Here is a 21,678-nt window from a genome sequence, read left to right as displayed (position 1 = left end):
AATGAAGCAATTTGAAATCGTAACTACACCGATTCAAACTGAACCCTATCGTGAATTCACATTAAATGAACATCAAGGTGCAATGGTCATGTTTACTGGTCATGTACGTGAATGGACGAAAGGCGTTAAAACAGAGTATTTAGAATATGAAGCATATATTCCAATGGCAGAGAAGAAAATGGCTCAAATTGGCCAAGAAATAGAAGAAAAGTGGCCAGGAACCGTCACAACTATTGTTCACAGAATAGGTCCATTACAAATTTCAGACATAGCTGTTTTAATTGTCGTATCTTCTCCACATCGTAAATATGCGTATCAGGCAAATGAATATGCCATAGAGCGAATTAAAGAAATTGTTCCAATTTGGAAAAAAGAAATTTGGGAAGATGGATCGGAGTGGCAAGGGCACCAAAAAGGTAGCTACGAGGAAAGTCAAAGGGGGAAGTGAAATGAAAGTACTCTACTTTGCAGAACTTAAAGATATGATTAATCAACAGTCAGAATCAATTGATTTGTCAGAGAAAGTAACTGTTGAAGTTTTTAAAGACTTATTATTACAACGACATCCTGAATTAACACATAAGCAATTTCAAATTGCGGTAAATGAAGAATTTGTAAAAGACAAAGATATGATAGGATCTGGTGATACTGTGGCACTCATACCACCAGTCAGCGGAGGATAAAATAAATGAAAGCAATTATACTCGCTGGAGGAGAATCCAGACGTTTTGGACGTCCTAAAGCATTTGCCGAAGTTGAAGGTCAAATGTTTTATCAGCGTATTATCAAAGTATTAGAATCAACAAATATGTTTAATGACATTTTGATTAGTACAAATAATCAATTAAAAAATCAATTTGACCATACGAACGTGGTCGTGGATACCGAGGAGCATAAAGGGAAAGGCCCATTAGCAGGTATATTTACAGCTATGCAACAGTATCCAGATGAAGAATTATTTTTTGTAGTGTCAGTTGATACACCTATGATCAGTGAAAGAGCTATTAATCAACTCTATCAATTTATGGTGTCACACTTAATAGATGATCAAATAGATATCGCAACGGTAAAAGCATCAGGGCGTTATATTCCAACTATAGGTTTTTATAGTCCTAAGACGAAAGCCGTTATAGAAGATATTCTAGAGTCCGATGATTATAGTTTTAAACAATTATATAATCAAATGAATATAGATTGGATTAAAGTAGAAGACATCAAAGCACCGTCATATTGGTATTATAATATCAATTCACAACAAGACTTGGACACTTTAAAACAACAGTTAAGTTAATAAGGAGGGTCCATGATGGTAGAGCAAATTAAAGATAAATTAGGTCGACCAATAAGAGATTTAAGATTATCTGTCACTGATAGATGTAATTTTAGATGTGATTATTGCATGCCAAAAGAAATATTTGGTGATGATTTTGTCTTTTTACCCAAAGAAGAATTATTAACATTCGAAGAGATGGTAAGAATATCTAAGCTTTACGCGCAATTGGGTGTTAAAAAAATAAGAATTACTGGTGGTGAACCACTACTACGTAGAAATCTTTACCAACTCATAGAGCAACTGAATCAAATTGAAGGTATAGAAGATATTGGATTGACTACAAATGGCTTACTATTAAAAAAACATGGTCAAAATTTATATAATGCAGGTTTAAGACGAATTAATATTAGTCTAGACGCGATAGATGATGAAGTTTTTCAAGCTATTAACAACCGAAATATTAAAGCATCTACAATACTAGAACAGATTGATTATGCTATATCAATAGGGTTTGAAATTAAGGTGAATGTAGTCATTCAAAAAGGCATTAATGATGATCAAATCATTCCGATGTTAGATTACTTTAAAGATAGAGGCATTGAAATCAGATTTATAGAGTTTATGGATGTTGGGAACGACAATGGTTGGGATTTCAGTAAAGTAGTAACTAAAGATGAAATGTTAAGTATGATAGAAGAACATTTTGATATAGAACCAGTAGAACCAAAATATTTTGGTGAGGTTGCAAAGTACTATAGACATAAAGATAATCAAGTGAAATTTGGATTGATTACAAGTGTTTCTCAGTCATTTTGTTCATCTTGTACTAGGGCACGTTTATCTTCAGATGGAAAATTTTATGGTTGTTTATTTGCAGAAGTAGAGGGGTTTGATGTCAAAGCTTTAATGCGATCAGGTGCAACAGATGCAATGTTATTAGAGCAATTTAAAGCACTATGGCATGTTAGAGATGATCGTTACTCTGATGAGCGAACTGAACAAACCGTTCAAAATAGAAAGCGTAATAAAATAAACATGAATTATATAGGCGGATAGCATTAAACTATAAAACTAATTATGAATAAAAGAAGACTCATATTTTAGAAACAATTATTCGATTAATGGATTTAAAACGTTTTGTGATATCTGTGCTTTTACATTTATTTACTTTTCAATATTAAAATCGTACTTTAAAATGATGTAATTCCAAACCAATTTTAGACTTAAATTTAATATTTGTAATAGATAAAATTCTAACAATGTTATATAATAAAGTTAAGCAATTTAATTGTACAATACAAACATCACATCTAAGAATCAACATAGGAGGCATTTTATTATGACAAATAAAGTACAAGGTTTTATTGCATCTGAAAGAGAGCTAAGTCAACTTAAGCATTGGTTGAAATCAACTTATCGTATTTCAATTGAAGAGTTTGTTGTATTATACAAAGTCTTTGAAGGAGAGAAAATAAGTGGAAAAGAATTAAGAGATACATTACATTTTGAAATGCTTTAGGATACAAGTAAAATTGATGTCATTATCCGTAAAATCTATAAAAAAGAACTTATTTCAAAACTACGTTCTGAAACAGACGAACGACAAGTCTATTATTTCTTCAATGCGTCACAAAAGAAATTAATTGATAAAATGATTAATGAAATAGAAGCGATTAGTATTGCAAACTAACTATATAATGAAAAAGAAAGCTAGAGAAGCCTTGTTAATGAGGTTTCTCTAGCTTTTTAAATTTAATAAAATTAGCTTGATTTAATCATTATTCATAAGAATACGTATGTCTAACTTTCTTACCATGTACCAAGAAGTATACAGCTGTAGTTAATAGACCTAATATAGCCATTGCGCCATAAATCTGACTATATGAAACCATATGCGTAAATAATCCTAAGAATGAAGGTCCAAAACCTACGCCGATATCTAGACCAATAAAATAAGTTGATGTGGCTAAGCCATATTTAGATGATGGTGAAACTTTTATAGAAATAGCTTGCATAGATGAAGAAAGGTTTCCATATCCTATACCTAGTAAAATACCAGCAAGTAATAATAAGCCACTGTTATAACTGAAAACTAAACAAATAAAACATAGTATTTGTGCAATGAATGCTGGGTAAACCACAACATTTTCATTTTTATTATCCATGAGACGGCCTGCTATAGGTCGTGTGACTAATGAAGCGATAGCATAGAAAATAAAGAAATAACTTGCTGCATTAACTAAGTCACGTTGTTCCGCAAACACTTGTAAATAAGTTAATATAGCTGCATAAGTTACACCAACTAACATCATCACAAATGCTACTGGAACTGCCTCTTTGGCGATAAAGTTATGGATACTGAACCCCTTAGGTTCTGAAGCATTATGACTGGGTTTAACAGTTTCAAAATCTATTTTAATGAATAAAGATAATAGTAAACCAATGATTCCTAATGCAATACATAAAGTGAATAGTACAGTGATTGAAAAGGCATTAAGCAGCAGAATACCAAAGAAAGGTCCTACGGCAGTACCTAATACTAAACTTAATGAAAATAAGCTGATACCTTCACTTTTACGAGTTTGAGGCGTTACATATGCTGCTATAGTTCCTGTAGCTGTAGTAGCAATCGCTGTCGCAATACCATTTATTAAACGTACAAACATTAAGAAATAAATATTACTTGGAATAAAATAAAGTGCTTGAGTTATTATCAAACAACTTAAACCAAATATTAACATCTTTTTAGGACCAAATAAATTTACATATTTACCTGTTCCAAAACGACCTATTAATGATCCTACAATAAATAAACCAACGACAAGGCCTGCTAAACTATCTGATGCATGATATTCAGTCTTACTATATCCAGCAATTACAACAATCAACAAATACATACATAAGTATACGAAAAAGTTTATGATGAAATTTAGATTGAAGCGTTTGGTAAAAATAGGTGCTTTAGTTGCTGACGATTCATTCATTCTTGACTCTCCTTTAGTATTGTTTCATAAATGATAGACATTGACTCGATAATTTTTGATAATTGTTGCTCATTAACACCTGATTTCTTAATAATTTCACTTTGTATTTCATTAACCTCTTTATTAATCGCGTTAAATAATTGCATGCCTTCTTCTGTTAAACTCAACCATTTTTGACGCTTGTCATTACCCGTTGTAAATGTGATCAATTCTTTTTCTAACAATACTTTGATAAACTTTCGTGTTGTTGGTTTCTCTATAGAACGACGGTAAGAAATGTTAACTAAAGTCGTCGGTTGGAATTGAGCTATGTCTTTTAATACAAGCCATTGACCAGTATGGATATCATATCGGTCCAATATTGGTTGTGTTAATTTAATATAAGGTCGATAAATACTTATAAAACTATTAAAAAAATCATTACTAATCATGAGTACACCCCAAAATATTATAAATTAGTTAGCTTGGCTAACCTTTTTAAACGCAAGCATTATTATAGGACTAAAAGCTATATTTTGCAATACTTTTTTGCTAGGTTTTAGAAGTAAATTATCGATACATTTGTTAAAATAAGGATTAAGAAATGTAAAAAGGAGCTCATAACATGGATTTGAAATTTGATCATATCATTCATTATATTGATCAATTAGAGCAATTTAAGTTTCCAGGTGAAGTTGTTAAACTCAATTCCGGAGGGAAACATCATAAATTTGGAACATTTAATAAATTGTCCTATATAAATGAAAATTACATAGAATTTTTAGATGTAGAAGACCAAGAGAAATTACAAAAATTAGCTAAAACCGAAGAGGGTAGAGTGTCATTTGCGACGAAAATAGCTCAAGATAACTTTAAACAAGGATTCAAAACAATATGTTTAAGAACAAGTAATATTGATGCGATTAAACAGACATTAGAAGATAGAAATATAGATGTCATTGGTCCTGTAAATATGGAAAGAGAAACTAAAAAAGGTGAAAAAATAACGTGGCGTCTTCTCTATATTGCTGATCCAAGTTATATGGTCAAACCACCATTCTTTATTCAATGGGATCAAGGAGACGCCAATCGACATGAACAACTAAAGTCGTTATATCAAACTCAATTTTCTATTGATATGATTATGGTTTCAAGTAGTAAGAGAGCTCAGACAGTTAAGAACTGGCAAAATTGGTTTGATATGGAAATAGTTGAAGAAACTGAGAAATATACGGATTTGATTTTGAAAGAAGACCAGATATATTTTCGTATTGAAGATGGTAAACAATCTGGTTATCATACCGTAGTGCTTAAGGATACTGAAGCTACGGCACCATATTCACTATATATTAGAGGTGCTAAATATCGATTCGAGCCGATTCATTAATATAGATAATTATAGGCACTTTGAATAATAATAGCGATATGAATAAAAACAACGATAACAGATATAACACTTAAGCAACTACACAAAGAAGTCGTTCTAATTAATAAAAATAGTATAGATAATACTAAAGTGAATATTGCTATGATGACTTTCAGACTAAAATAGTCAATGGTAAATCCACTTTGTACAGTAGTAATAATAGAAACAAGATTAAAAACAATGAACAATACAATGAGTGTTGGCCGCATTAAATACACTACTTTCCTTTAGAATTAGATAGTATATTATATCAAGATTAATCTAACTTTAAAAACGAATTAAACTTGATAAAAATACTCATCTAGTATCGATGGAAATAAAGTTAAATATTGAAGTTTAATCGTTAATGTGTTTTGTCGACACTTATATTCAGACGTTGTATAATTATAGGTATTGTTAATATAAAGGAGATATTATAAACCATGGAAAAGATGAATATCACTAATCAAGAACATGACGCATTTGTAAAATCTCATCCAAATGGCGATTTACTGCAACTTACGAAATGGGCAGAAACTAAGAAATTGACTGGATGGTATTCAAGAAGGATTGCGGTTGGTGAAAATGGTGAAATCAAAGGTGTTGGACAATTATTATTTAAGAAGATTCCTAAACTACCATTTACATTATGTTATGTTTCAAGAGGATTTGTAACAGATTATGATAACAAAGATGCGTTATCACAATTATTAGAAGAAGCGAAAAAAGTAGCTAAAGACGAAAAAGCCTATGCTATTAAAATAGATCCAGATGTTGAAGTCGAACATGGTGCAGAAGCATTGAAGAATTTACGTAACCTAGGCTTTAGACACAAAGGATTTAAAGAAGGATTATCTAAAGATTATATTCAACCTAGAATGACTATGATAACGCCAATAGATAAATCAGACGAAGATATTATCCAAAGTTTTGAAAGACGAAATCGTTCTAAAGTAAGACTTGCCCTTAAACGTGGTACAAAGGTTGAAAGAGCTGGCAGAGAAGGCTTAAAAACTTTTGCGCATTTAATGCAAATTACTGGTGAGCGTGATGGTTTCTTAACGCGTGACATTAGCTATTTTGAAAATATATATGATGCCTTACATGATGATGGTGATGCAGAACTATTCTTAGTTAAGTTAGAACCTAAACCGGTCCTTGAAACGGTAAACTCAGAAATAACAGATTTAGAAAATGAAATTGAAAAGCTTCAAAATAAAAAGCAAGACAAAAAAACATTAAATAAGATTAATGATGCAAATAACAAAATTAAAAAGTCTCAGGATTTAAAAAATGATTTGTTAGAACTTGAAAAAGAACATCCAGACGGCATTTATCTGTCAGGTGCATTATTAATGTTTGCAGGAAATAAATCATATTACTTATATGGTGCATCATCTAATGATTTCCGTGATTTTCTACCAAACCATCATATGCAATATACAATGATGAAATATGCGCGTGATCATGGTGCAACAATATATGACTTTGGCGGCACTGATAATAATCCTGACAAAGAGTCTGATCATTATGGATTATGGACGTTCAAAAAAGTATGGGGCACTTATTTAAGTGAAAAAATTGGTGAATTTGACTATGTTTTAAATCAACCATTGTATCAACTTATCGAACAAGTGAAACCTAAATTAACGAAAGCTAAAATTAAACTTTCACGAAAATTAAAACGTAAATAAATTTAACCATTTTATCTGAACGATTCTGTCTATAAAAGAACGTTCAGATTTTTTTGAATGAACATTGCAATTTATGCGTATCGAACTAAGACTAGAAATTAATAAAAGGGGACACTTGATAAATGATAAAAAAACTATTGCAATTTTCTCTTGGTAATAAATTCGCAATTTTCCTTATGGTATTACTTGTTATTTTAGGAGGCGTTTATGCTAGCGCTAAATTAAAGCTTGAATTATTACCAGATGTTGAAAATCCTATGATTTCTGTCCAAACAACAATGCCAGGTGCAACACCGCAAACGACACAAGATGAAATTAGTAGTAAAATTGATAGCCAAGTGAGATCGATGGCTTATGTTAAAAGTGTCAAAACAGAATCTATTCAAAATGCTTCTATAGTGACTGTTGAATATAATAATGACACAGATATGGATAAAGCAGAGGAACAATTAAAGAAGGAAATAGACAAAATCAAATTTAAAGATGGTGTCAGTGACCCTGAATTAACACGTAATTCGATGGATGCCTTTCCTATTATCGCATATTCTTTAACTGATAAAGATAATGATTTAAAATCGGTGACGAAAAAGTTAAATCAACAGCTTATTCCTAAATTACAAACAATTGATGGTGTACAAAATGCACAATTAAATGGTCAAACCAATCGTGAAGTGACATTAAAATTCAAACAAAAAGAGTTAGATAGTAAAGGTGTCACGGCAGACGATGTTGAAAACTATCTGAAGACTGCCACTAGGGAAACACCCTTAGGTTTATTCCAATTTGGAGATACAGACAAATCAATTGTTGTAGATGGTCAATTTACTTCTGTTGATGCATTTAAGAATCTAAAGATACCAGCGACGATTGCTGGTCAAGGACAAAGTAGCGAAAGCGGTAGTGCTGATAATCAAGATAGTGAAAGTTTAATGCCATCTGAACCATCATCAGCGAGTAGTTCAAAGCAAGGTTCATCTAGCTCAATGCCATCATTTAAATTAAAAGATGTAGCGGATATATCAGTTGGTGATGAACGTACATCAATTTCTAAAACAAATGGTAAGGATGCAGTTAACTTACAAATTACTAAAGCACAAGATGCTAATACTGTTCAAGTTGCCAAAGATGTACAGAAAAAAGTAGATGAATTTGAAAAAAATAATAGTGAAATGAAAGCCATTAAAACAATGGATACAGCAAAGCCTATTGAAGATTCATTATATACGATGATTGAAAAAGCAGCTTTAGGTACCATTGTAGCGATAGTAGTTATACTTTTATTCTTAAGAAATATAAGAACAACGGCCATTTCAATTGTTTCAATACCAATGTCAATCTTAATAGCATTAGTTGCACTTAAATTATCTAATGTATCATTAAATATATTGACATTAGGTGCCCTAACAGTAGCAATTGGACGTGTCATTGATGATTCTATTGTTGTTGTAGAAAATATATATAGACGCTTATCAGATAGAAATGAACAACTTAAAGGTGATTCACTTATTGTCAGTGCTACAACGGAAGTGTTTAAACCTATTCTATCTTCAACTCTTGTGACTATCATTGTATTCTTACCACTAGCATTCGTATCAGGATCAGTTGGTGAGATGTTCAGACCATTTGCATTAGCTATCACATTCAGTTTATTAGCGTCATTATTAGTATCTATTACTGTTGTTCCGGCATTAGGTTCAACATTGTTTAGAAAAGGAATTCAAACTAAACCTCAGAAACAAGCGCAAGGTGTAATCAGCACTGGTTATAAAAAGTTACTCAATTGGTCTCTCAATCATAAATGGATAGTTATTATCATTAGTATTGTTCTACTAGTAGGCAGCATTGGTCTAGGCGCGGCTAAACTAGGTACAAGCTACATTTCATCAGGTGATAATAAATTCATGGCGTTAACTTATACACCAAAACCTGGAGAAACTGAAAAATCGGTACTTGAACATGGTGAACAAGTTCAAAAATATCTTAAAACAAAAAATAAAGTAAAAACAGTACAATACTCAGTAGGTGGACCCACACCTTCTGATCCTACAGGAAGTACAAATAGTATGGCCTTGATGGTAGACTACGATAAAGACACACCTAACTTTGAGGAAGAACCAGATAAGGTCCTTAAGCATGTCGATTCCTTTAAACATCCAGGACAATGGAAAAACCAAGATTTAGGAACTGGTGCAGGTAATGATTCTATTGAAGTGACAGTTCAAGGACCTTCAACAGATGCGATTAAAGGTACAGTTCATAAAATAGAAAGTACAATGAAAGATGTTAAAGGCATCAATAATGTCAAATCCGACTTGTCAGAAACATATCAACAATATGAAGTCAAAGTCGACCAAAATAAAGCGGCTGATAATGGTATATCTGCTAGCCAGTTAGCTATGAATTTAAATGAAAACTTACCTGAAAAAACAGTTACGACAGTAAAGGAAAATGGTAAGAAAATTGATGTGAAAGTAAAACAAAACAAACAGACAGATTGGTCTCAAAGTAAATTAGAAAATATTAAATTGAAGAAACCAACGGGTGGAACAATTAAATTAAGTGAGATTGCCAAACTGGAAAAATCTTCAACACCAAGTAAACTAACACAAGAAGATGGTGACTATTCAACAACAGTTTCTGGTAAGATAACAAATAGCGATGTCGGTGGTACTTCTCAAAAAGTCATGTCAAAAGTCAATAAGATGGATAAACCACATGGTGTAAAAGTGAACGTTGGTGGTGCAACAGATGATATTAATTCTGCTATGTCTCAACTTGCGATAGCGATGTTAGCAGCAATTATTATAGTATATCTTATCTTAGTCATTACGTTTAAAGGTGGTTTAGCACCATTTACCATTTTATTCTCGTTACCATTTACGGTTATTGGCGTTGTGCTTTCACTTGTAATTACAGGCGAAACCATTTCAGTACCTAGTTTGATTGGTATGTTGATGTTAATTGGTATTGTAGTGACCAACGCAATCGTATTAATAGATAGAGTAATAAATAACGAAAAATCTGGAATGGATATGAAATCTGCATTAATAGAAGCAGGTGGCACAAGAATACGTCCTATTTTAATGACAGCCATTGCAACAATAGGTGCATTGGTACCATTACTCTTTGGGGAAGACAGTTCTATATTAATTTCTAAAGGTATGGCTGCAACAGTTATTGGAGGACTTATTTCTTCAACGATATTAACACTTATCGTTGTTCCGGTAATTTATGAAATATTATTTACACTTAAAGATAAAATATATCGAAAACTAAACAGAAAATAGTATGTAAAAAGCCTCTTATCCCAACTAAGGGATAAGAGGCTTAATTATTAATATAAAATTAAGGTTAGAATAATATAAATAACAAATAATCCAATGGATAAGATGTTTAATATGTTTACACCTTTCACATCATTTTTTAGTGATTTAAATGCTGTTACTTCAACATTACCAACTAACAGTAATAAGACTATGAATACCCACCAATTTTCATTTGGGAATTGCATTGTAGTAATAGCAACTACAAATAATAATAACACAGCCATGATTATTCTTAAGATTCTAGTAAATATAGAATTCATTTTGAATATACTTATGTAACTTACAATTAAGTATAGTAAAGGTAATAAGATTAAGTATAATTTCATGAATTGACATCCTTTCTATTTCGAATTTATATTAGCACGTTCTATTACTTATGACTAGGATGTCTTTAATAAAAAATGTAATGATATTGTGACACCACAAACACTATTGTTCATTTATTTGCTTTCTCACCATAGCCATCTCTTTTTCGATTTCTTCTAATTGATTAACTAGTGGATCGATATTTTGATTTAATGACTCACGTTTTTCCAAATCACCTTGTAGGCGCGTGTAATCATATTTAAGTTCAGCTAATTTAGATTCTAAATTCATTCAAAGACAACTCCTTTATTTTTAATTTTACAGAGTATTTAAATTATATCATGAAACAAAGTGGTTCTAAAATTTATAGCAAATGTGTTAAAGTTATCAATTGTAAGAGTTGAGATACGTGAAAGAAGGGTTGGTATGACGGAGCAATTTGTAATGATTATTCTTTTAATCGCTTTAGGGTACTTTTTAAAGCGAATTAATTATTTAAAAGCAACGGATAGTCAAGTACTTTCCACTTTAGTTTTAAATGTAACCCTACCTTCTTTAGTGATTGTTAATTTGAATCATGCTGATTTAAATCCATCGTTTTCGATATTGCCTGTTATGATGATTATTTACGGAGTATTAGCTAAAATTATCGTTATTTGGTGTTTTCGAAAATATAATAATCAAATGCGTGGTTCAGTAGGTATGATGATTGGTTCTATGAATATTGGGTTATTTGCTTATCCACTTGTAGATGCTATTTGGCCGGGAACGGGTATGGTTTATTTTGGAATGGTTGATATTGGTGGAGCAGTAATTATGTTCGGTCTAACTTACTTTGTTGGTAGTTACTATAGTGAGGGAAGCGACCAGTTTAACTTTAAATTTTTAGGACTAAAACTAATTCAATCGGTTCCGCTAGTTACATACATTGTTATGTTTACGTTAAATATGGCTAATATACATTTACCAAAAGTAGCCATAGATTTCTTTTCAATTTTAGGTAAAGCCAATATGCCAATGTCTATGATTTTATTAGGTGTTATGCTGAGCTTTACAATTGATCGAGCGTATTTACCTATTGCAATCAAATACCTATGTCTACATTACGGAATTGGCTTAGGTGCAGGACTTCTTGTACATTATTTCTTACCGGTATCTGATCAAATGATTAAAACAACATTATTAATCACATGGTTATTACCTGTAGGAGTGGCGATTATACCTTATTCAATTCAATTTAAATACAAAACGTTACCTTTAATAGGGATGGTTACTAATTTAACGATTGTCATTAGTATTATTATATTATATATGTATCAAGCATTCTTTGTTTCATAGTCATTTTGTCACAGAACTAAAATAAAAACCATGCAATACAAGCAAACATAGTGTTATTAAATAACATATATTGTGCATGTATATTGCATGGTTTATTTTTTTGATTTAGCCTTTACCACCCATAAATGCAGGATAGTTTGTCATACCACCATCAACATAAATGGTAGTACCATGAACATAATGAGCTAAATCTGATGCTAAGAATAAAGCTACATTAGCAATGTCTTGAGCATCACCAATTTCTTTGGCAGGAATCATTTCTAATGTTTCTGCACGTGTTTTTGGGTCAGAGAATTTTTCTTTGGTATGTTCAGTAACAATAGCCCCAGGAGATATATTGTTAATTCTGATACCAAACTGAGCATATTCCATCGACATTGTTTCCATCATTAATTTTAATCCACCTTTACTAGAAGCGTAATGGACGTAATTAGGCCATGGAATTGTGTCGTGAACACTTGAAGTATTAATGATAACACCTTGTTTATCTTCATCTCTGAATTGTTTTATCGCTTCTCTTGAACCGATAAAAGCGCCAGTTAAGTTAATATCTATAACTTTTTGCCATTCTTCAAGCGTCATTTCATGAGTTGGTGTTGGTTTTTCAAAACCAGCATTATTAATCATAATATCTAACGTTCCAAAATGATTAACGGTTTGTTTAATTAAGTTGATCACATCTTCTTCTTTTGATACATCACCTTGAACAAGTAAAGCATCTCCACCAGCTTGTTTGATTATATCTACTGATTCTTGTAAAGAATCATCATGTTTATCAGAGCGATAGTTAAGTACAACTTTGGATTTAGCTTTACCAAAGTTTTCTGCAAATGATTTTCCAATACCACTACCGGCTCCTGTAATAATGACTACTTTATTTTCTAAGTCTTTAAACATTTAAGAGCCTCCTATAAATAAATTATTTTAGATTACCTAAAATAATAGCAGCAATGATAATAAGGATAATACCTGACCATATCCCTGTCATCTGACGACTGTCTTTTTTCTCTCCTAAGATAAAGATACCGCCAAGTGTAGATACGATAACTAATAATTGAGATAATGAAAAACTAGTTGCAACGCCTACTTTAGGTTGTGAATAGAACATAAATAAGTTACCGATTGCCCATACTACACCAGGAATAAGGTTTAAGGCAGTAGACTTGATTGATGTTTTATGATTCATTGATAAAATGAATCCACCAATTGCCATTCCGACTGATTGGAAGAATAGCGCTTTAGTACCACTAACATTAAAGATATCTCCTAATACAACATAACCAACATAACCAACTGTTGAAATTAAAAGAATACCCATTGCTTTTTTGAACTCTGGATCGTCAGATTTTCCTTCGTTTTTAGCTTTTAATGATGTTAATGCTATACCTGCGACTAATAGCACCATGGATAATAGACCGAATACAACTTGTACCATAGTACTCCATTCACCAAGGAAAATAACACTAAATAGAGTGGTGCCGACCAACTGCATGCCAGTTGAGATAGGCATTGTTTTAGATACACCAATTAAATTAACAGATTTTAATTGGTTCCCTTGACCGAATGCCCAAAGAGCACCAGAGAATAATCCAACTATAATGACTGTTAAATCGTCAAATGCTGCATTACCAGTTAAAAGTAAACAAATACCTACAATGAGTGCACCTAAAGTGGTACCTCTGATTTGGTTATAGGGGCCACCACCAACGAAAACATTGATAATAACAACACTACCCCAAAATAGTGCTGGTAACAATGCTATTAAAATATCAAGAAACTGCATATGTTTCTCACTCTCCTAAATTACGAATTAAGTGCTCCCCTTAATAACACTTGGAGTTAATTCTAAAACAAATTGATAGAATAGTAAAAAACATCGCTCGAATATTGGTTTGCTGCATTAAAAAAATACATCCCCCAATTATAGGAAGATGTATAATAGACATTTTTAATTATCGGTATTATTAACTGTTTCATGTATATGTTGTGGTTCTAATTTATATTTTTTGTATTCGTAGTTCGTTTTAAAACCTAATTCGTTAAATCGTTCCACAAGTCTACTGTTTTTATTACGTATTTTGAAATAAACTTTGCGCAAATCAAAATGAATAAATGCATAATTTAATGCGTATTCTAATAAATCAAAGGCGATACCCTTCATACGATAATCAATATGTGAACTGAAATACTTTATTTCAGCACTAGCTTGTTGCGTATTAACGTCTAAATATAAATAACCTTTTAATAAACCTTCACTAACGAATAGGAATAATCGATGTGTCTCATCAATACTATTTATGATGTCATTTGCATCCATAGCATCGTGTTTGAATGTTTTTTGATGCATACGTGAAAATGCACGATAAAATCCTTTTTGGTATTCAATAATATTTTGTTCACTTCCTAGATCGCCTATATCTTGATGAGCTTCTAAATAATAGTCTGTGAAATTATAACTCGCTTGAATTTGTTTAACGAAAGGTTTATATGTTTGTACGCCTTCTTCGAATGAAAAATTATATACCGCATAATCAGGTTGCCCAGCTATCATAGTGTCAAATAATTGTTGGAATAATTCCGGAGACAATGTGTAATTTGCTTCTATAAATGGACCAATAACTTTGAATTTATAAGTTTCATATGGAATTGCAAAAATTAGTGCTTTGATTTGGCTATCTTCAATAATGGCAAATGCGCCAGGATGATTAATTGCTTCTTCTAATAATTGATCAAATTCAGTAAATTGTTGAGGTATTTTATATAAATAGGAAGTTACTTGGTAATCAGAAGTTTCAATGAAAGATTTTATTTCTTTTGGGTCATTCAACTGAATAATGTCCATAATCCTACCTCCGTAACATAGTGATTAATATAATTATATGGGTAATTACAAATAAATGAAAGTTAATTGATACATGTACATGTTACAATTAATGTAATCCATTAAACATAATTATTATAGACATTAAAAAAGCTTAAATCTATATTTATTATAGTTAAATAAGAAAGGGAATTATCACAAATGCAATCATTAATTTTAGCAGAAAAACCTTCAGTTGCACGAGATATTGCAAGTGCACTTAATATAAATCAGAAAAGGAATGGTTATTTTGAAAATAATCAATATATTGTAACTTGGGCACTAGGTCATCTAGTTACGAATGCAACACCTGAACAATATGACAAGGCTTTTCAGGAATGGAAACTTGAAGATTTACCAATCATTCCGAAACAAATGAAAACAGTAGTGATTGGCAAAACAAGTAAACAATTTAAAACAGTAAAGTCATTAATGCAAAAAGACAATGTTAATGAAATAATCATTGCCACAGATGCTGGTAGAGAAGGGGAGCTCGTTGCAAGACTTATTTTAGATAAAGTTGGAAACAAAAAACCTATTAAGCGATTATGGATAAGTTCAGTAACTAAGAAAGCTATTAAAGATGGTTTTAATCATCTAAAAGATGGCCGTCAATATCAACACTTATACGAAGCAGCACTAGCAAGAAGTGAGGCAGATTGGGTAGTTGGTATCAATGCAACAAGAGCTTTGACAACAAAATATGATGCACAATTATCTTTAGGTCGAGTTCAAACGCCTACCATTCAATTGGTTCAATCTCGTCAAAATGAAATTAATGAATTTAAACCGCAAACATACTATACATTAACAATTAAAGTAGACGGGTTTGAGTTTAATTTTGATTCTGGGCAACGTCGAGTCACTGACCAACAAGAACTTAAATCAATAGTAGATGATATAAAAAATAAAAAGGGTCAAATAGAAAATGTAGTATCAAAACATAAAAAGACTTACCCTAGATCTTTATATAACTTAACGGATTTACAACAAGATGCTTATCATCGCTATAAGATGGGACCAAAAGAAACGTTAAATACTTTACAGAATTTATATGAAAGACATAAATTAGTTACATATCCGCGTACTGATTCTAATTATTTAACAACCGATATGGTGTCAACTATAAAAGAAAGATTACAAGCATTATTGGCGACAGAATATAAAGAAAATATAAGAGCATTAATGTCTCAATCTTATTCTACTAAAATGAATATATTTAATAACCAAAAAGTTTCTGATCACCATGCAATCATTCCAACCGAAATAAGACCTGACTTATCTCAATTAAGTAATAGAGAAATGAAAATCTATATGTTAATAGTAGAAAGATTTCTTGAAAGTTTAATGCCACCATATGAATATCAACATATTAAAGTGCATTTAGTAGTAGGTCAGTTCAAATTTGTATTAAACGAAAATGTCACAACTCAATTAGGGTTTAAAGCATTGAAACAACAAGAAACAGAAATTGTTACTCAGAATCCTTTTAAAAATAACCAAACAGTTAATATACAACATACCGATATAAAGTCACATCAAACAACACCGCCAGATTATTTTAATGAAGGAACATTATTAAAAGCTATGGAAAGTCCTCAGAATTATATACATTTGGATGATAAAAAACACGTACATACACTTAAAGAAGCGGGGGGTATTGGGACTGTTGCCACACGAGCTGATATTATTGAAAAGCTCTTCAATATGAATGCAATTGAATCAAGAGATGGCAAAATTAAAGTAACATCAAAAGGTAAACAAATTTTAGAGCTTGCACCATCAAAATTAACATCACCATTATTAACGGCTGAATGGGAAGAAAAATTACTATTAATTGAAAAAGGAAAATATAATAAGCAGCAATTTATAAAAGAGATGAAGGAATTTACGACTGAAATTGTAAACATTATTAAGAATAGTGAACAGAAATACAAACACGATAATTTAACCACTACCGAATGTCCTACATGTGGTAAATTTATGATTAAAGTCAAAACCAAAAATGGTCAAATGTTAGTTTGCCAAGATCCAACATGTAAAACAAAGAAAAATATTCAAAGAAAAACAAACGCGCGTTGTCCAAACTGTAAAAAGAAAATGACTTTATTTGGTAGAGGAAAAGATGCAACATATAGATGTGTATGTGGTCATTCAGAAACCCAAGCGCAGATGGATAAACGTATGAAAGAAAAATCGAGTGGTAAAGTATCCAAAAAAGAAATGAAAAAATATATGAATCAACAAGAAGAACTTGATAATAATCCGTTTAAAGATGCTTTAAAAAATCTAAAATTATAAATAAATTCGAACAAAAACGTGCCGAAAATTATGAAAGTTCGTATTTAGTATTGTCTTTTTAGAAAATTGGTATTAAAATATTAAAGTATTTCAAAAAAAGGAGCATTAGCCGTGAAAAAATACTTCAAGTTCGATGAATATGGTACAAACTTTAAAAGAGAAATCTTGGGTGGTATCACTACTTTCTTATCAATGGCGTATATTTTAGCAGTAAATCCACAAGTTTTAAGTTTAGCAGGAGTTAAGGGTGTATCTGCAGATATGAAGATGGATCAAGGAGCCATTTTTGTAGCAACTGCCTTAGCAGCATTTGTAGGTTCATTATTTATGGGCCTTATTGCTAAGTATCCAATTGCGTTAGCACCAGGAATGGGATTAAATGCATTCTTCGCATTTACAGTTGTTTTAACAATGGGCATTCCTTGGAAAGTCGGTTTAACAGGCGTTTTATTCTCGGGTATCTTCTTCGCGATTTTGACCGTCACTGGTCTTCGAGAGATTATCATTAACGCGATTCCGTATCAAATGAAAATGGCCGTCTCAGCTGGGATAGGATTGTTTATCACCTTTGTCGGTTTACAAAGTTCAGGTATCATTGTTAAAAATGATTCAACATTAGTCACACTTGGTCATTTAACAAAAGCGCCAGTGTTATTAGCAATATTTGGTATTGTAATTACAGTAGTATTATATGCAAAAAAAGTACCAGGTTCTATATTTATTGGTATGATTATCACTGCCATAGTTGGTATGATTACAGGTCAAATTCATACACCTACTGGCGTTGTTGGTCAAATTCCTAGTATCAAACCAACATTTGGTGCTGCATTTGAAGCATTTAAAGATCCAGGACAATTATTTACGATACAATTCTTAATTGTCATTTTAACTTTCTTATTTATAGATTTCTTTGATACAGCAGGTACTTTAGTTGCAGTAGCAACTCAAGCCGGTATCATGAAAGATAATAAATTACCGAGAGCAGGTAGAGCTTTATTCTCAGACTCACTAGCAACAATTGTAGGTGCTATTTTCGGTACTACAACAACTACATCTTACATTGAATCAACTTCAGGTGTAGCAGTAGGTGCTAGAACAGGTTTTGCCAGTATTGTAACTGGATTCTGTTTCTTATTAGCATTATTCTTTAGTCCATTAATCGCTGTAGTTACAAGTGCGGTTACAACGCCAGCACTTGTCGTAGTAGGTGTGTTAATGGCAGCGAATTTTGCTGAAATCAATTGGAAACGATTCGAAGTTGCAGTTCCAGCATTTATTACAATTATCATGATGCCTTTATCATATTCAATAGCTACTGGTATTGCATGTGGATTTATATTCTATCCAATTACTATGTTAATTAGTAAAAGACATAAAGAAGTACATCCGATTATGTATGTATTAATGGTATTATTCATTTTATACTTCGTATTCGTACATGGCTAAATAAAAAGGACGTTCACACCAACATGAGTGTGAACGTCTTTTTTAGATTGAAGTAATAAGATATCTATTTAGATTTATGACCATCTTTATATTGTGTATAGATGACTCTTGCGTTTTTATTCGGAATGTACGTTGGCGCAGCTAGTACAATAAAGACAAAGAAAATCATCAATACAAACAATGCCCAATGAATAATCATACCTACAAAAGGAATAAATGCGACAAACGATCCAATGATCCCAAGTATCGGAATAATCACCATAGGTTTAATAGTATTTTGAGTATCTACTAATAATATTATAGTAAGAATTAGATATAAAAATGCATTAAATAATAATGGCTGCCATCCAAAGCTTACAATAACGCTGCCACCTAAAAATGGAATGCCGTAAAAGAATTCGCAAATGATTAAAAATACTCCAATAATTGCTAGGGTTAGTTTAATACCGTTTTTCATTTAATTCACCCCCGTTCTCTTCTATTATAATAAAAAGAAACTAAAGTTAGTATTAAAAAGTTTATAACAGACAAAATGAAAATAGAAATAAAGTAAAAAAATTCCCTAAAACGGTTGAATAAGCAATACATTTAAAGTACAATAACAAAGTATGTGTTAGACAAAACAGAAAAAAGTTAGTGAAAACCATTGATTTATCAGTGTTTTTCATGTAACATATCTAATGTTGGACTTTAAGAAACGCGATGAAGCGAAAGGTTACTGACACACCCGGCCGCTTTGCCATGGCGCTGTGTGAGATAGTTTTCGTGGAGAAGTCTATCACTTAAATGTAGACGAATAAGGAGGGAAAATTATGGCAAAACAAAAAATCAGAATCAGATTAAAAGCTTATGATCACCGCGTGATTGATCAATCAGCAGAGAAAATTGTTGAAACTGCTAAACGTTCTGGTGCAGATGTTTCTGGACCAATTCCGTTACCAACTGAAAAGTCAGTTTATACAATCATCCGTGCCGTGCATAAGTACAAAGATTCACGTGAACAATTCGAACAACGTACTCATAAACGTTTAATCGATATTGTTAACCCAACACCAAAAACAGTTGATGCTCTTATGGGCTTAAACTTACCATCTGGTGTAGACATCGAAATCAAATTATAATAGAAAAATTTAGGAGGTGGACTTTCGATGACCAAAGGAATCTTAGGAAGAAAAATCGGGATGACACAAGTGTTTGGAGAAAACGGTGAATTAATCCCAGTTACAGTAGTAGAAGCAGGACAAAACGTTGTATTACAAAAGAAAACTGAAGAAGTTGATGGTTACAACGCAATCCAAGTAGGATTTGAAGATAAAAAAGCATACAAAAAAGGTTCTAAAACTAATAAATATGCTAATAAACCAGCTGAAGGTCATGCTAAAAAAGCTGACACAGCACCTAAGCGCTTCATTCGTGAATTCAGAAACGTTAACGTTGATGAATACGAAGTAGGTCAAGAAGTCTCAGTTGATACATTCGAAACTGGTGACATCATTGATGTTACAGGCGTTTCAAAAGGTAAAGGTTTCCAAGGTGCTATTAAACGTCACGGACAAGCTCGTGGACCAATGGCACACGGTTCTCATTTCCACAGAGCACCAGGTTCTGTAGGTATGGCTTCAGATGCTTCAAGAGTATTTAAAGGTCAAAAAATGCCAGGCCGTATGGGTGGAAACACAGTTACTGTACAAAACCTAGAAGTAGTACAAGTTGACACTGAAAACAGTGTAATCTTAGTAAAAGGTAATGTACCTGGACCTAAAAAAGGTTTAGTAGAAATTTCAACTTCAATTAAATCAATTAAAAAAGGTAATAAATAATTAACAAGCGAAAGGAGGAAAATGCATAATGGCTAATTATGATGTTTTAAAAGTAGACGGATCAAAAAGTGGTTCAGTTGAATTAAGCGATGCAGTATTTGCAATCGAACCTAATAATAGCGTTCTATTTGAAGCTATTAATTTACAACGTGCTTCATTACGTCAAGGTACACATTCTGTTAAAAACCGTTCAGCAGTACGTGGCGGTGGACGTAAACCATGGAGACAAAAAGGAACAGGTCGTGCTCGTCAAGGTACAATCCGTGCACCACAATGGCGTGGCGGTGGCGTTGTATTCGGACCAACTCCAAGAAGTTATGGTTACAAAATGCCTAAGAAAATGCGTCGTTTAGCATTACGTTCTGCATTATCATTCAAAGTTAAAGAAAATGGATTCACAGTTGTAGATGCATTCGGTTTCGATGCACCAAAAACAAAAGAATTCAAAAATGTTTTAACTACATTAGAACAACCTAAAAAAGTCTTAGTAGTTGTTGAAAACGAAGATGTAAATGTTGAATTATCAGCACGTAACATCCCAGGTGTTCAAGTAACAACTGCTCAAGGTTTAAATGTATTAGATATCACAAGCGCTGACAGTGTTGTAATCACTGAAGCTGCTGCTAAAAAAGTTGAGGAGGTGCTCGGATAATGGAAGCTAGAGATATTCTTAAGCGCCCCGTAATCACTGAGAAATCTTCAGAAGCAATGGCAGAAGATAAATATACATTCGATGTTGATACTCGTGCTAACAAAACACAAGTTAAAATTGCTGTTGAAGAAATCTTCGACGTAAAAGTTGATAATGTAAACATCATCAACTACAAACCTAAGAAAAAGCGTATGGGCCGTTACCAAGGCTACACAAATAAAAGAAGAAAAGCGATTGTAAAACTTAAAGAAGGTTCAATCGACTTATTCAACTAAAAAAACATTACCAATAAGG

The 21,678-nt window shown here is 32.1% G+C and carries 22 protein-coding genes and 1 pseudogene; 15 read left to right on the top strand and 8 right to left on the bottom strand.

Features of this window, described 5'->3' with window-relative positions:
* The first annotated feature begins 1 nt into the window (after nt 1).
* The 5 genes and pseudogenes from ACZ267_RS00450 to ACZ267_RS00430 all read left to right on the top strand — a co-directional run bounded on the left by ACZ267_RS00450 (nt 2) and on the right by ACZ267_RS00430 (nt 2,963).
* Nucleotides 2–448: a molybdenum cofactor biosynthesis protein MoaE gene (locus ACZ267_RS00450; RefSeq protein ID WP_002465448.1), complete on the top strand. Its 447-nt coding sequence runs from the start codon at nt 2–4 to the stop codon at nt 446–448.
* Between the two features lies 1 nt (nt 449).
* On the top strand, nt 450–683 hold the full coding sequence (gene moaD / locus ACZ267_RS00445) for a molybdopterin converting factor subunit 1 (RefSeq protein ID WP_002465423.1): 234 nt from the start codon (nt 450–452) through the stop codon (nt 681–683).
* Between the two features lie 5 nt (nt 684–688).
* Nucleotides 689–1,291, top strand: a complete 603-nt coding sequence (gene mobA, locus ACZ267_RS00440) for a molybdenum cofactor guanylyltransferase MobA (RefSeq protein WP_002465414.1) — start codon at nt 689–691, stop codon at nt 1,289–1,291.
* 15 nt (nt 1,292–1,306) lie between these two features.
* Complete coding sequence (gene moaA / locus ACZ267_RS00435) at nt 1,307–2,329, top strand: GTP 3',8-cyclase MoaA (RefSeq protein WP_015364787.1); 1,023 nt, start codon at nt 1,307–1,309, stop codon at nt 2,327–2,329.
* A 283-nt stretch (nt 2,330–2,612) separates the two neighbouring features.
* Nucleotides 2,613–2,963: pseudogene (locus tag ACZ267_RS00430) on the top strand (SarA family transcriptional regulator).
* An 88-nt stretch (nt 2,964–3,051) separates the two neighbouring features.
* Here the strand turns inward: ACZ267_RS00430 and ACZ267_RS00425 are convergent.
* On the bottom strand, nt 3,052–4,257 hold the full coding sequence (locus ACZ267_RS00425; protein ID WP_079448962.1) for an MFS transporter: 1,206 nt from the start codon (nt 4,255–4,257) through the stop codon (nt 3,052–3,054).
* The gene (locus ACZ267_RS00420) at nt 4,254–4,688 is read right to left on the bottom strand and encodes a MarR family winged helix-turn-helix transcriptional regulator (protein ID WP_002465446.1); all 435 of its coding nucleotides are present in this window, start codon (nt 4,686–4,688) and stop codon (nt 4,254–4,256) included. The genes ACZ267_RS00425 and ACZ267_RS00420 overlap by 4 nt, the downstream gene beginning before the upstream one ends.
* 173 nt (nt 4,689–4,861) lie before the next feature.
* Here ACZ267_RS00420 and ACZ267_RS00415 point away from each other — a divergent pair, with 173 nt between their 5' ends.
* From ACZ267_RS00415 to ACZ267_RS00405, 3 genes are all read left to right on the top strand, one after another.
* The gene (locus tag ACZ267_RS00415; protein WP_002465442.1) at nt 4,862–5,623 is read left to right on the top strand and encodes a VOC family protein; all 762 of its coding nucleotides are present in this window, start codon (nt 4,862–4,864) and stop codon (nt 5,621–5,623) included.
* A gap of 461 nt (nt 5,624–6,084) precedes the next feature.
* On the top strand, nt 6,085–7,335 hold the full coding sequence (locus tag ACZ267_RS00410) for a lipid II:glycine glycyltransferase FemX (RefSeq protein ID WP_079448961.1): 1,251 nt from the start codon (nt 6,085–6,087) through the stop codon (nt 7,333–7,335).
* Between the two features lie 122 nt (nt 7,336–7,457).
* Nucleotides 7,458–10,622 carry an efflux RND transporter permease subunit gene (locus ACZ267_RS00405; protein WP_002466480.1) on the top strand — a complete coding sequence of 1,055 codons (3,165 nt, stop codon included), beginning with the start codon at nt 7,458–7,460 and terminating at the stop codon, nt 10,620–10,622.
* Between the two features lie 47 nt (nt 10,623–10,669).
* Here ACZ267_RS00405 and mspA read toward each other — a convergent pair whose 3' ends face one another.
* Both mspA and ACZ267_RS00395 read right to left on the bottom strand, forming a co-directional pair.
* The gene (gene mspA, locus ACZ267_RS00400) at nt 10,670–10,987 is read right to left on the bottom strand and encodes a membrane stabilizing protein MspA (protein WP_015364788.1); all 318 of its coding nucleotides are present in this window, start codon (nt 10,985–10,987) and stop codon (nt 10,670–10,672) included.
* Between the two features lie 103 nt (nt 10,988–11,090).
* A complete protein-coding gene (locus ACZ267_RS00395; RefSeq protein WP_002466504.1) occupies nt 11,091–11,258 on the bottom strand; it encodes an SE1832 family protein in 168 nt (55 codons plus the stop codon).
* A gap of 135 nt (nt 11,259–11,393) precedes the next feature.
* Here ACZ267_RS00395 and ACZ267_RS00390 point away from each other — a divergent pair, with 135 nt between their 5' ends.
* Nucleotides 11,394–12,305 (top strand): AEC family transporter, encoded by a 912-nt coding sequence (locus tag ACZ267_RS00390; protein WP_002466477.1) that lies wholly within the window; start codon nt 11,394–11,396, stop codon nt 12,303–12,305.
* A 105-nt stretch (nt 12,306–12,410) separates the two neighbouring features.
* Here the strand turns inward: ACZ267_RS00390 and ACZ267_RS00385 are convergent, their stop codons facing one another.
* The 3 genes from ACZ267_RS00385 to ACZ267_RS00375 all read right to left on the bottom strand — a co-directional run bounded on the left by ACZ267_RS00385 (nt 12,411) and on the right by ACZ267_RS00375 (nt 15,147).
* A complete protein-coding gene (locus ACZ267_RS00385) occupies nt 12,411–13,202 on the bottom strand; it encodes a glucose 1-dehydrogenase (RefSeq protein WP_031464033.1) in 792 nt (263 codons plus the stop codon).
* A gap of 22 nt (nt 13,203–13,224) precedes the next feature.
* Complete coding sequence (locus ACZ267_RS00380) at nt 13,225–14,088, bottom strand: GRP family sugar transporter (RefSeq protein WP_002466496.1); 864 nt, start codon at nt 14,086–14,088, stop codon at nt 13,225–13,227.
* Nucleotides 14,089–14,253: 165 nt separating this feature from the next.
* The gene (locus tag ACZ267_RS00375) at nt 14,254–15,147 is read right to left on the bottom strand and encodes a GNAT family N-acetyltransferase (protein ID WP_002466515.1); all 894 of its coding nucleotides are present in this window, start codon (nt 15,145–15,147) and stop codon (nt 14,254–14,256) included.
* Between the two features lie 180 nt (nt 15,148–15,327).
* Here ACZ267_RS00375 and ACZ267_RS00370 point away from each other — a divergent pair, with 180 nt between their 5' ends.
* Both ACZ267_RS00370 and ACZ267_RS00365 read left to right on the top strand, forming a co-directional pair.
* Nucleotides 15,328–17,466 carry a DNA topoisomerase III gene (locus tag ACZ267_RS00370; protein ID WP_015364790.1) on the top strand — a complete coding sequence of 713 codons (2,139 nt, stop codon included), beginning with the start codon at nt 15,328–15,330 and terminating at the stop codon, nt 17,464–17,466.
* Nucleotides 17,467–17,577: 111 nt separating this feature from the next.
* Nucleotides 17,578–18,912 carry an NCS2 family permease gene (locus ACZ267_RS00365; protein WP_002466521.1) on the top strand — a complete coding sequence of 445 codons (1,335 nt, stop codon included), beginning with the start codon at nt 17,578–17,580 and terminating at the stop codon, nt 18,910–18,912.
* 64 nt (nt 18,913–18,976) lie between these two features.
* On the opposite strand, the gene ACZ267_RS00360 is transcribed toward ACZ267_RS00365, so the two are convergent.
* Complete coding sequence (locus ACZ267_RS00360) at nt 18,977–19,369, bottom strand: hypothetical protein (protein WP_002450527.1); 393 nt, start codon at nt 19,367–19,369, stop codon at nt 18,977–18,979.
* A 355-nt stretch (nt 19,370–19,724) separates the two neighbouring features.
* Here ACZ267_RS00360 and rpsJ point away from each other — a divergent pair, with 355 nt between their 5' ends.
* Genes rpsJ through rplW form a run of 4 tightly spaced genes read left to right on the top strand, consistent with a single transcriptional unit; the run spans nt 19,725 to nt 21,659 of the window.
* Nucleotides 19,725–20,033, top strand: a complete 309-nt coding sequence (rpsJ, locus tag ACZ267_RS00355) for a 30S ribosomal protein S10 (RefSeq protein WP_001118667.1) — start codon at nt 19,725–19,727, stop codon at nt 20,031–20,033.
* Nucleotides 20,034–20,060: 27 nt separating this feature from the next.
* On the top strand, nt 20,061–20,732 hold the full coding sequence (gene rplC, locus ACZ267_RS00350; protein ID WP_002450526.1) for a 50S ribosomal protein L3: 672 nt from the start codon (nt 20,061–20,063) through the stop codon (nt 20,730–20,732).
* Between the two features lie 28 nt (nt 20,733–20,760).
* A complete protein-coding gene (gene rplD, locus ACZ267_RS00345; protein WP_002450525.1) occupies nt 20,761–21,384 on the top strand; it encodes a 50S ribosomal protein L4 in 624 nt (207 codons plus the stop codon).
* Nucleotides 21,384–21,659: a 50S ribosomal protein L23 gene (gene rplW, locus ACZ267_RS00340; protein WP_002450524.1), complete on the top strand. Its 276-nt coding sequence runs from the start codon at nt 21,384–21,386 to the stop codon at nt 21,657–21,659. Before rplD ends, rplW begins: the two co-directional genes overlap by 1 nt.
* The last annotated feature ends 19 nt before the right edge of the window (nt 21,660–21,678 follow it).

The sequence above is a fragment of the Staphylococcus sp. AC872 genome (genome assembly GCF_979255425.1).
Note: the sequence above shows the minus strand (reverse complement) of the source record. Positions and strands in the feature narration are given on the sequence as shown.

Bases quoted from the DNA above. Each gene is read 5' to 3' on its own strand.
- ACZ267_RS00450 (WP_002465448.1), top strand. From the start codon at position 2: ATGAAGCAATTTGAAATCGTAACTACACCGATTCAAACTGAACCCTAT.
- moaD (WP_002465423.1), top strand. From the start codon at position 450: ATGAAAGTACTCTACTTTGCAGAACTTAAAGATATGATTAATCAACAG.
- mobA (WP_002465414.1), top strand. From the start codon at position 689: ATGAAAGCAATTATACTCGCTGGAGGAGAATCCAGACGTTTTGGACGT.
- moaA (WP_015364787.1), top strand. From the start codon at position 1,307: ATGGTAGAGCAAATTAAAGATAAATTAGGTCGACCAATAAGAGATTTA.
- ACZ267_RS00425 (WP_079448962.1), bottom strand. From the start codon at position 4,257: ATGAATGAATCGTCAGCAACTAAAGCACCTATTTTTACCAAACGCTTC.
- ACZ267_RS00420 (WP_002465446.1), bottom strand. From the start codon at position 4,688: ATGATTAGTAATGATTTTTTTAATAGTTTTATAAGTATTTATCGACCT.
- ACZ267_RS00415 (WP_002465442.1), top strand. From the start codon at position 4,862: ATGGATTTGAAATTTGATCATATCATTCATTATATTGATCAATTAGAG.
- ACZ267_RS00410 (WP_079448961.1), top strand. From the start codon at position 6,085: ATGGAAAAGATGAATATCACTAATCAAGAACATGACGCATTTGTAAAA.
- ACZ267_RS00405 (WP_002466480.1), top strand. From the start codon at position 7,458: ATGATAAAAAAACTATTGCAATTTTCTCTTGGTAATAAATTCGCAATT.
- mspA (WP_015364788.1), bottom strand. From the start codon at position 10,987: ATGAAATTATACTTAATCTTATTACCTTTACTATACTTAATTGTAAGT.
- ACZ267_RS00395 (WP_002466504.1), bottom strand. From the start codon at position 11,258: ATGAATTTAGAATCTAAATTAGCTGAACTTAAATATGATTACACGCGC.
- ACZ267_RS00390 (WP_002466477.1), top strand. From the start codon at position 11,394: ATGACGGAGCAATTTGTAATGATTATTCTTTTAATCGCTTTAGGGTAC.
- ACZ267_RS00385 (WP_031464033.1), bottom strand. From the start codon at position 13,202: ATGTTTAAAGACTTAGAAAATAAAGTAGTCATTATTACAGGAGCCGGT.
- ACZ267_RS00380 (WP_002466496.1), bottom strand. From the start codon at position 14,088: ATGCAGTTTCTTGATATTTTAATAGCATTGTTACCAGCACTATTTTGG.
- ACZ267_RS00375 (WP_002466515.1), bottom strand. From the start codon at position 15,147: ATGGACATTATTCAGTTGAATGACCCAAAAGAAATAAAATCTTTCATT.
- ACZ267_RS00370 (WP_015364790.1), top strand. From the start codon at position 15,328: ATGCAATCATTAATTTTAGCAGAAAAACCTTCAGTTGCACGAGATATT.
- ACZ267_RS00360 (WP_002450527.1), bottom strand. From the start codon at position 19,369: ATGAAAAACGGTATTAAACTAACCCTAGCAATTATTGGAGTATTTTTA.
- rpsJ (WP_001118667.1), top strand. From the start codon at position 19,725: ATGGCAAAACAAAAAATCAGAATCAGATTAAAAGCTTATGATCACCGC.
- rplC (WP_002450526.1), top strand. From the start codon at position 20,061: ATGACCAAAGGAATCTTAGGAAGAAAAATCGGGATGACACAAGTGTTT.
- rplD (WP_002450525.1), top strand. From the start codon at position 20,761: ATGGCTAATTATGATGTTTTAAAAGTAGACGGATCAAAAAGTGGTTCA.
- rplW (WP_002450524.1), top strand. From the start codon at position 21,384: ATGGAAGCTAGAGATATTCTTAAGCGCCCCGTAATCACTGAGAAATCT.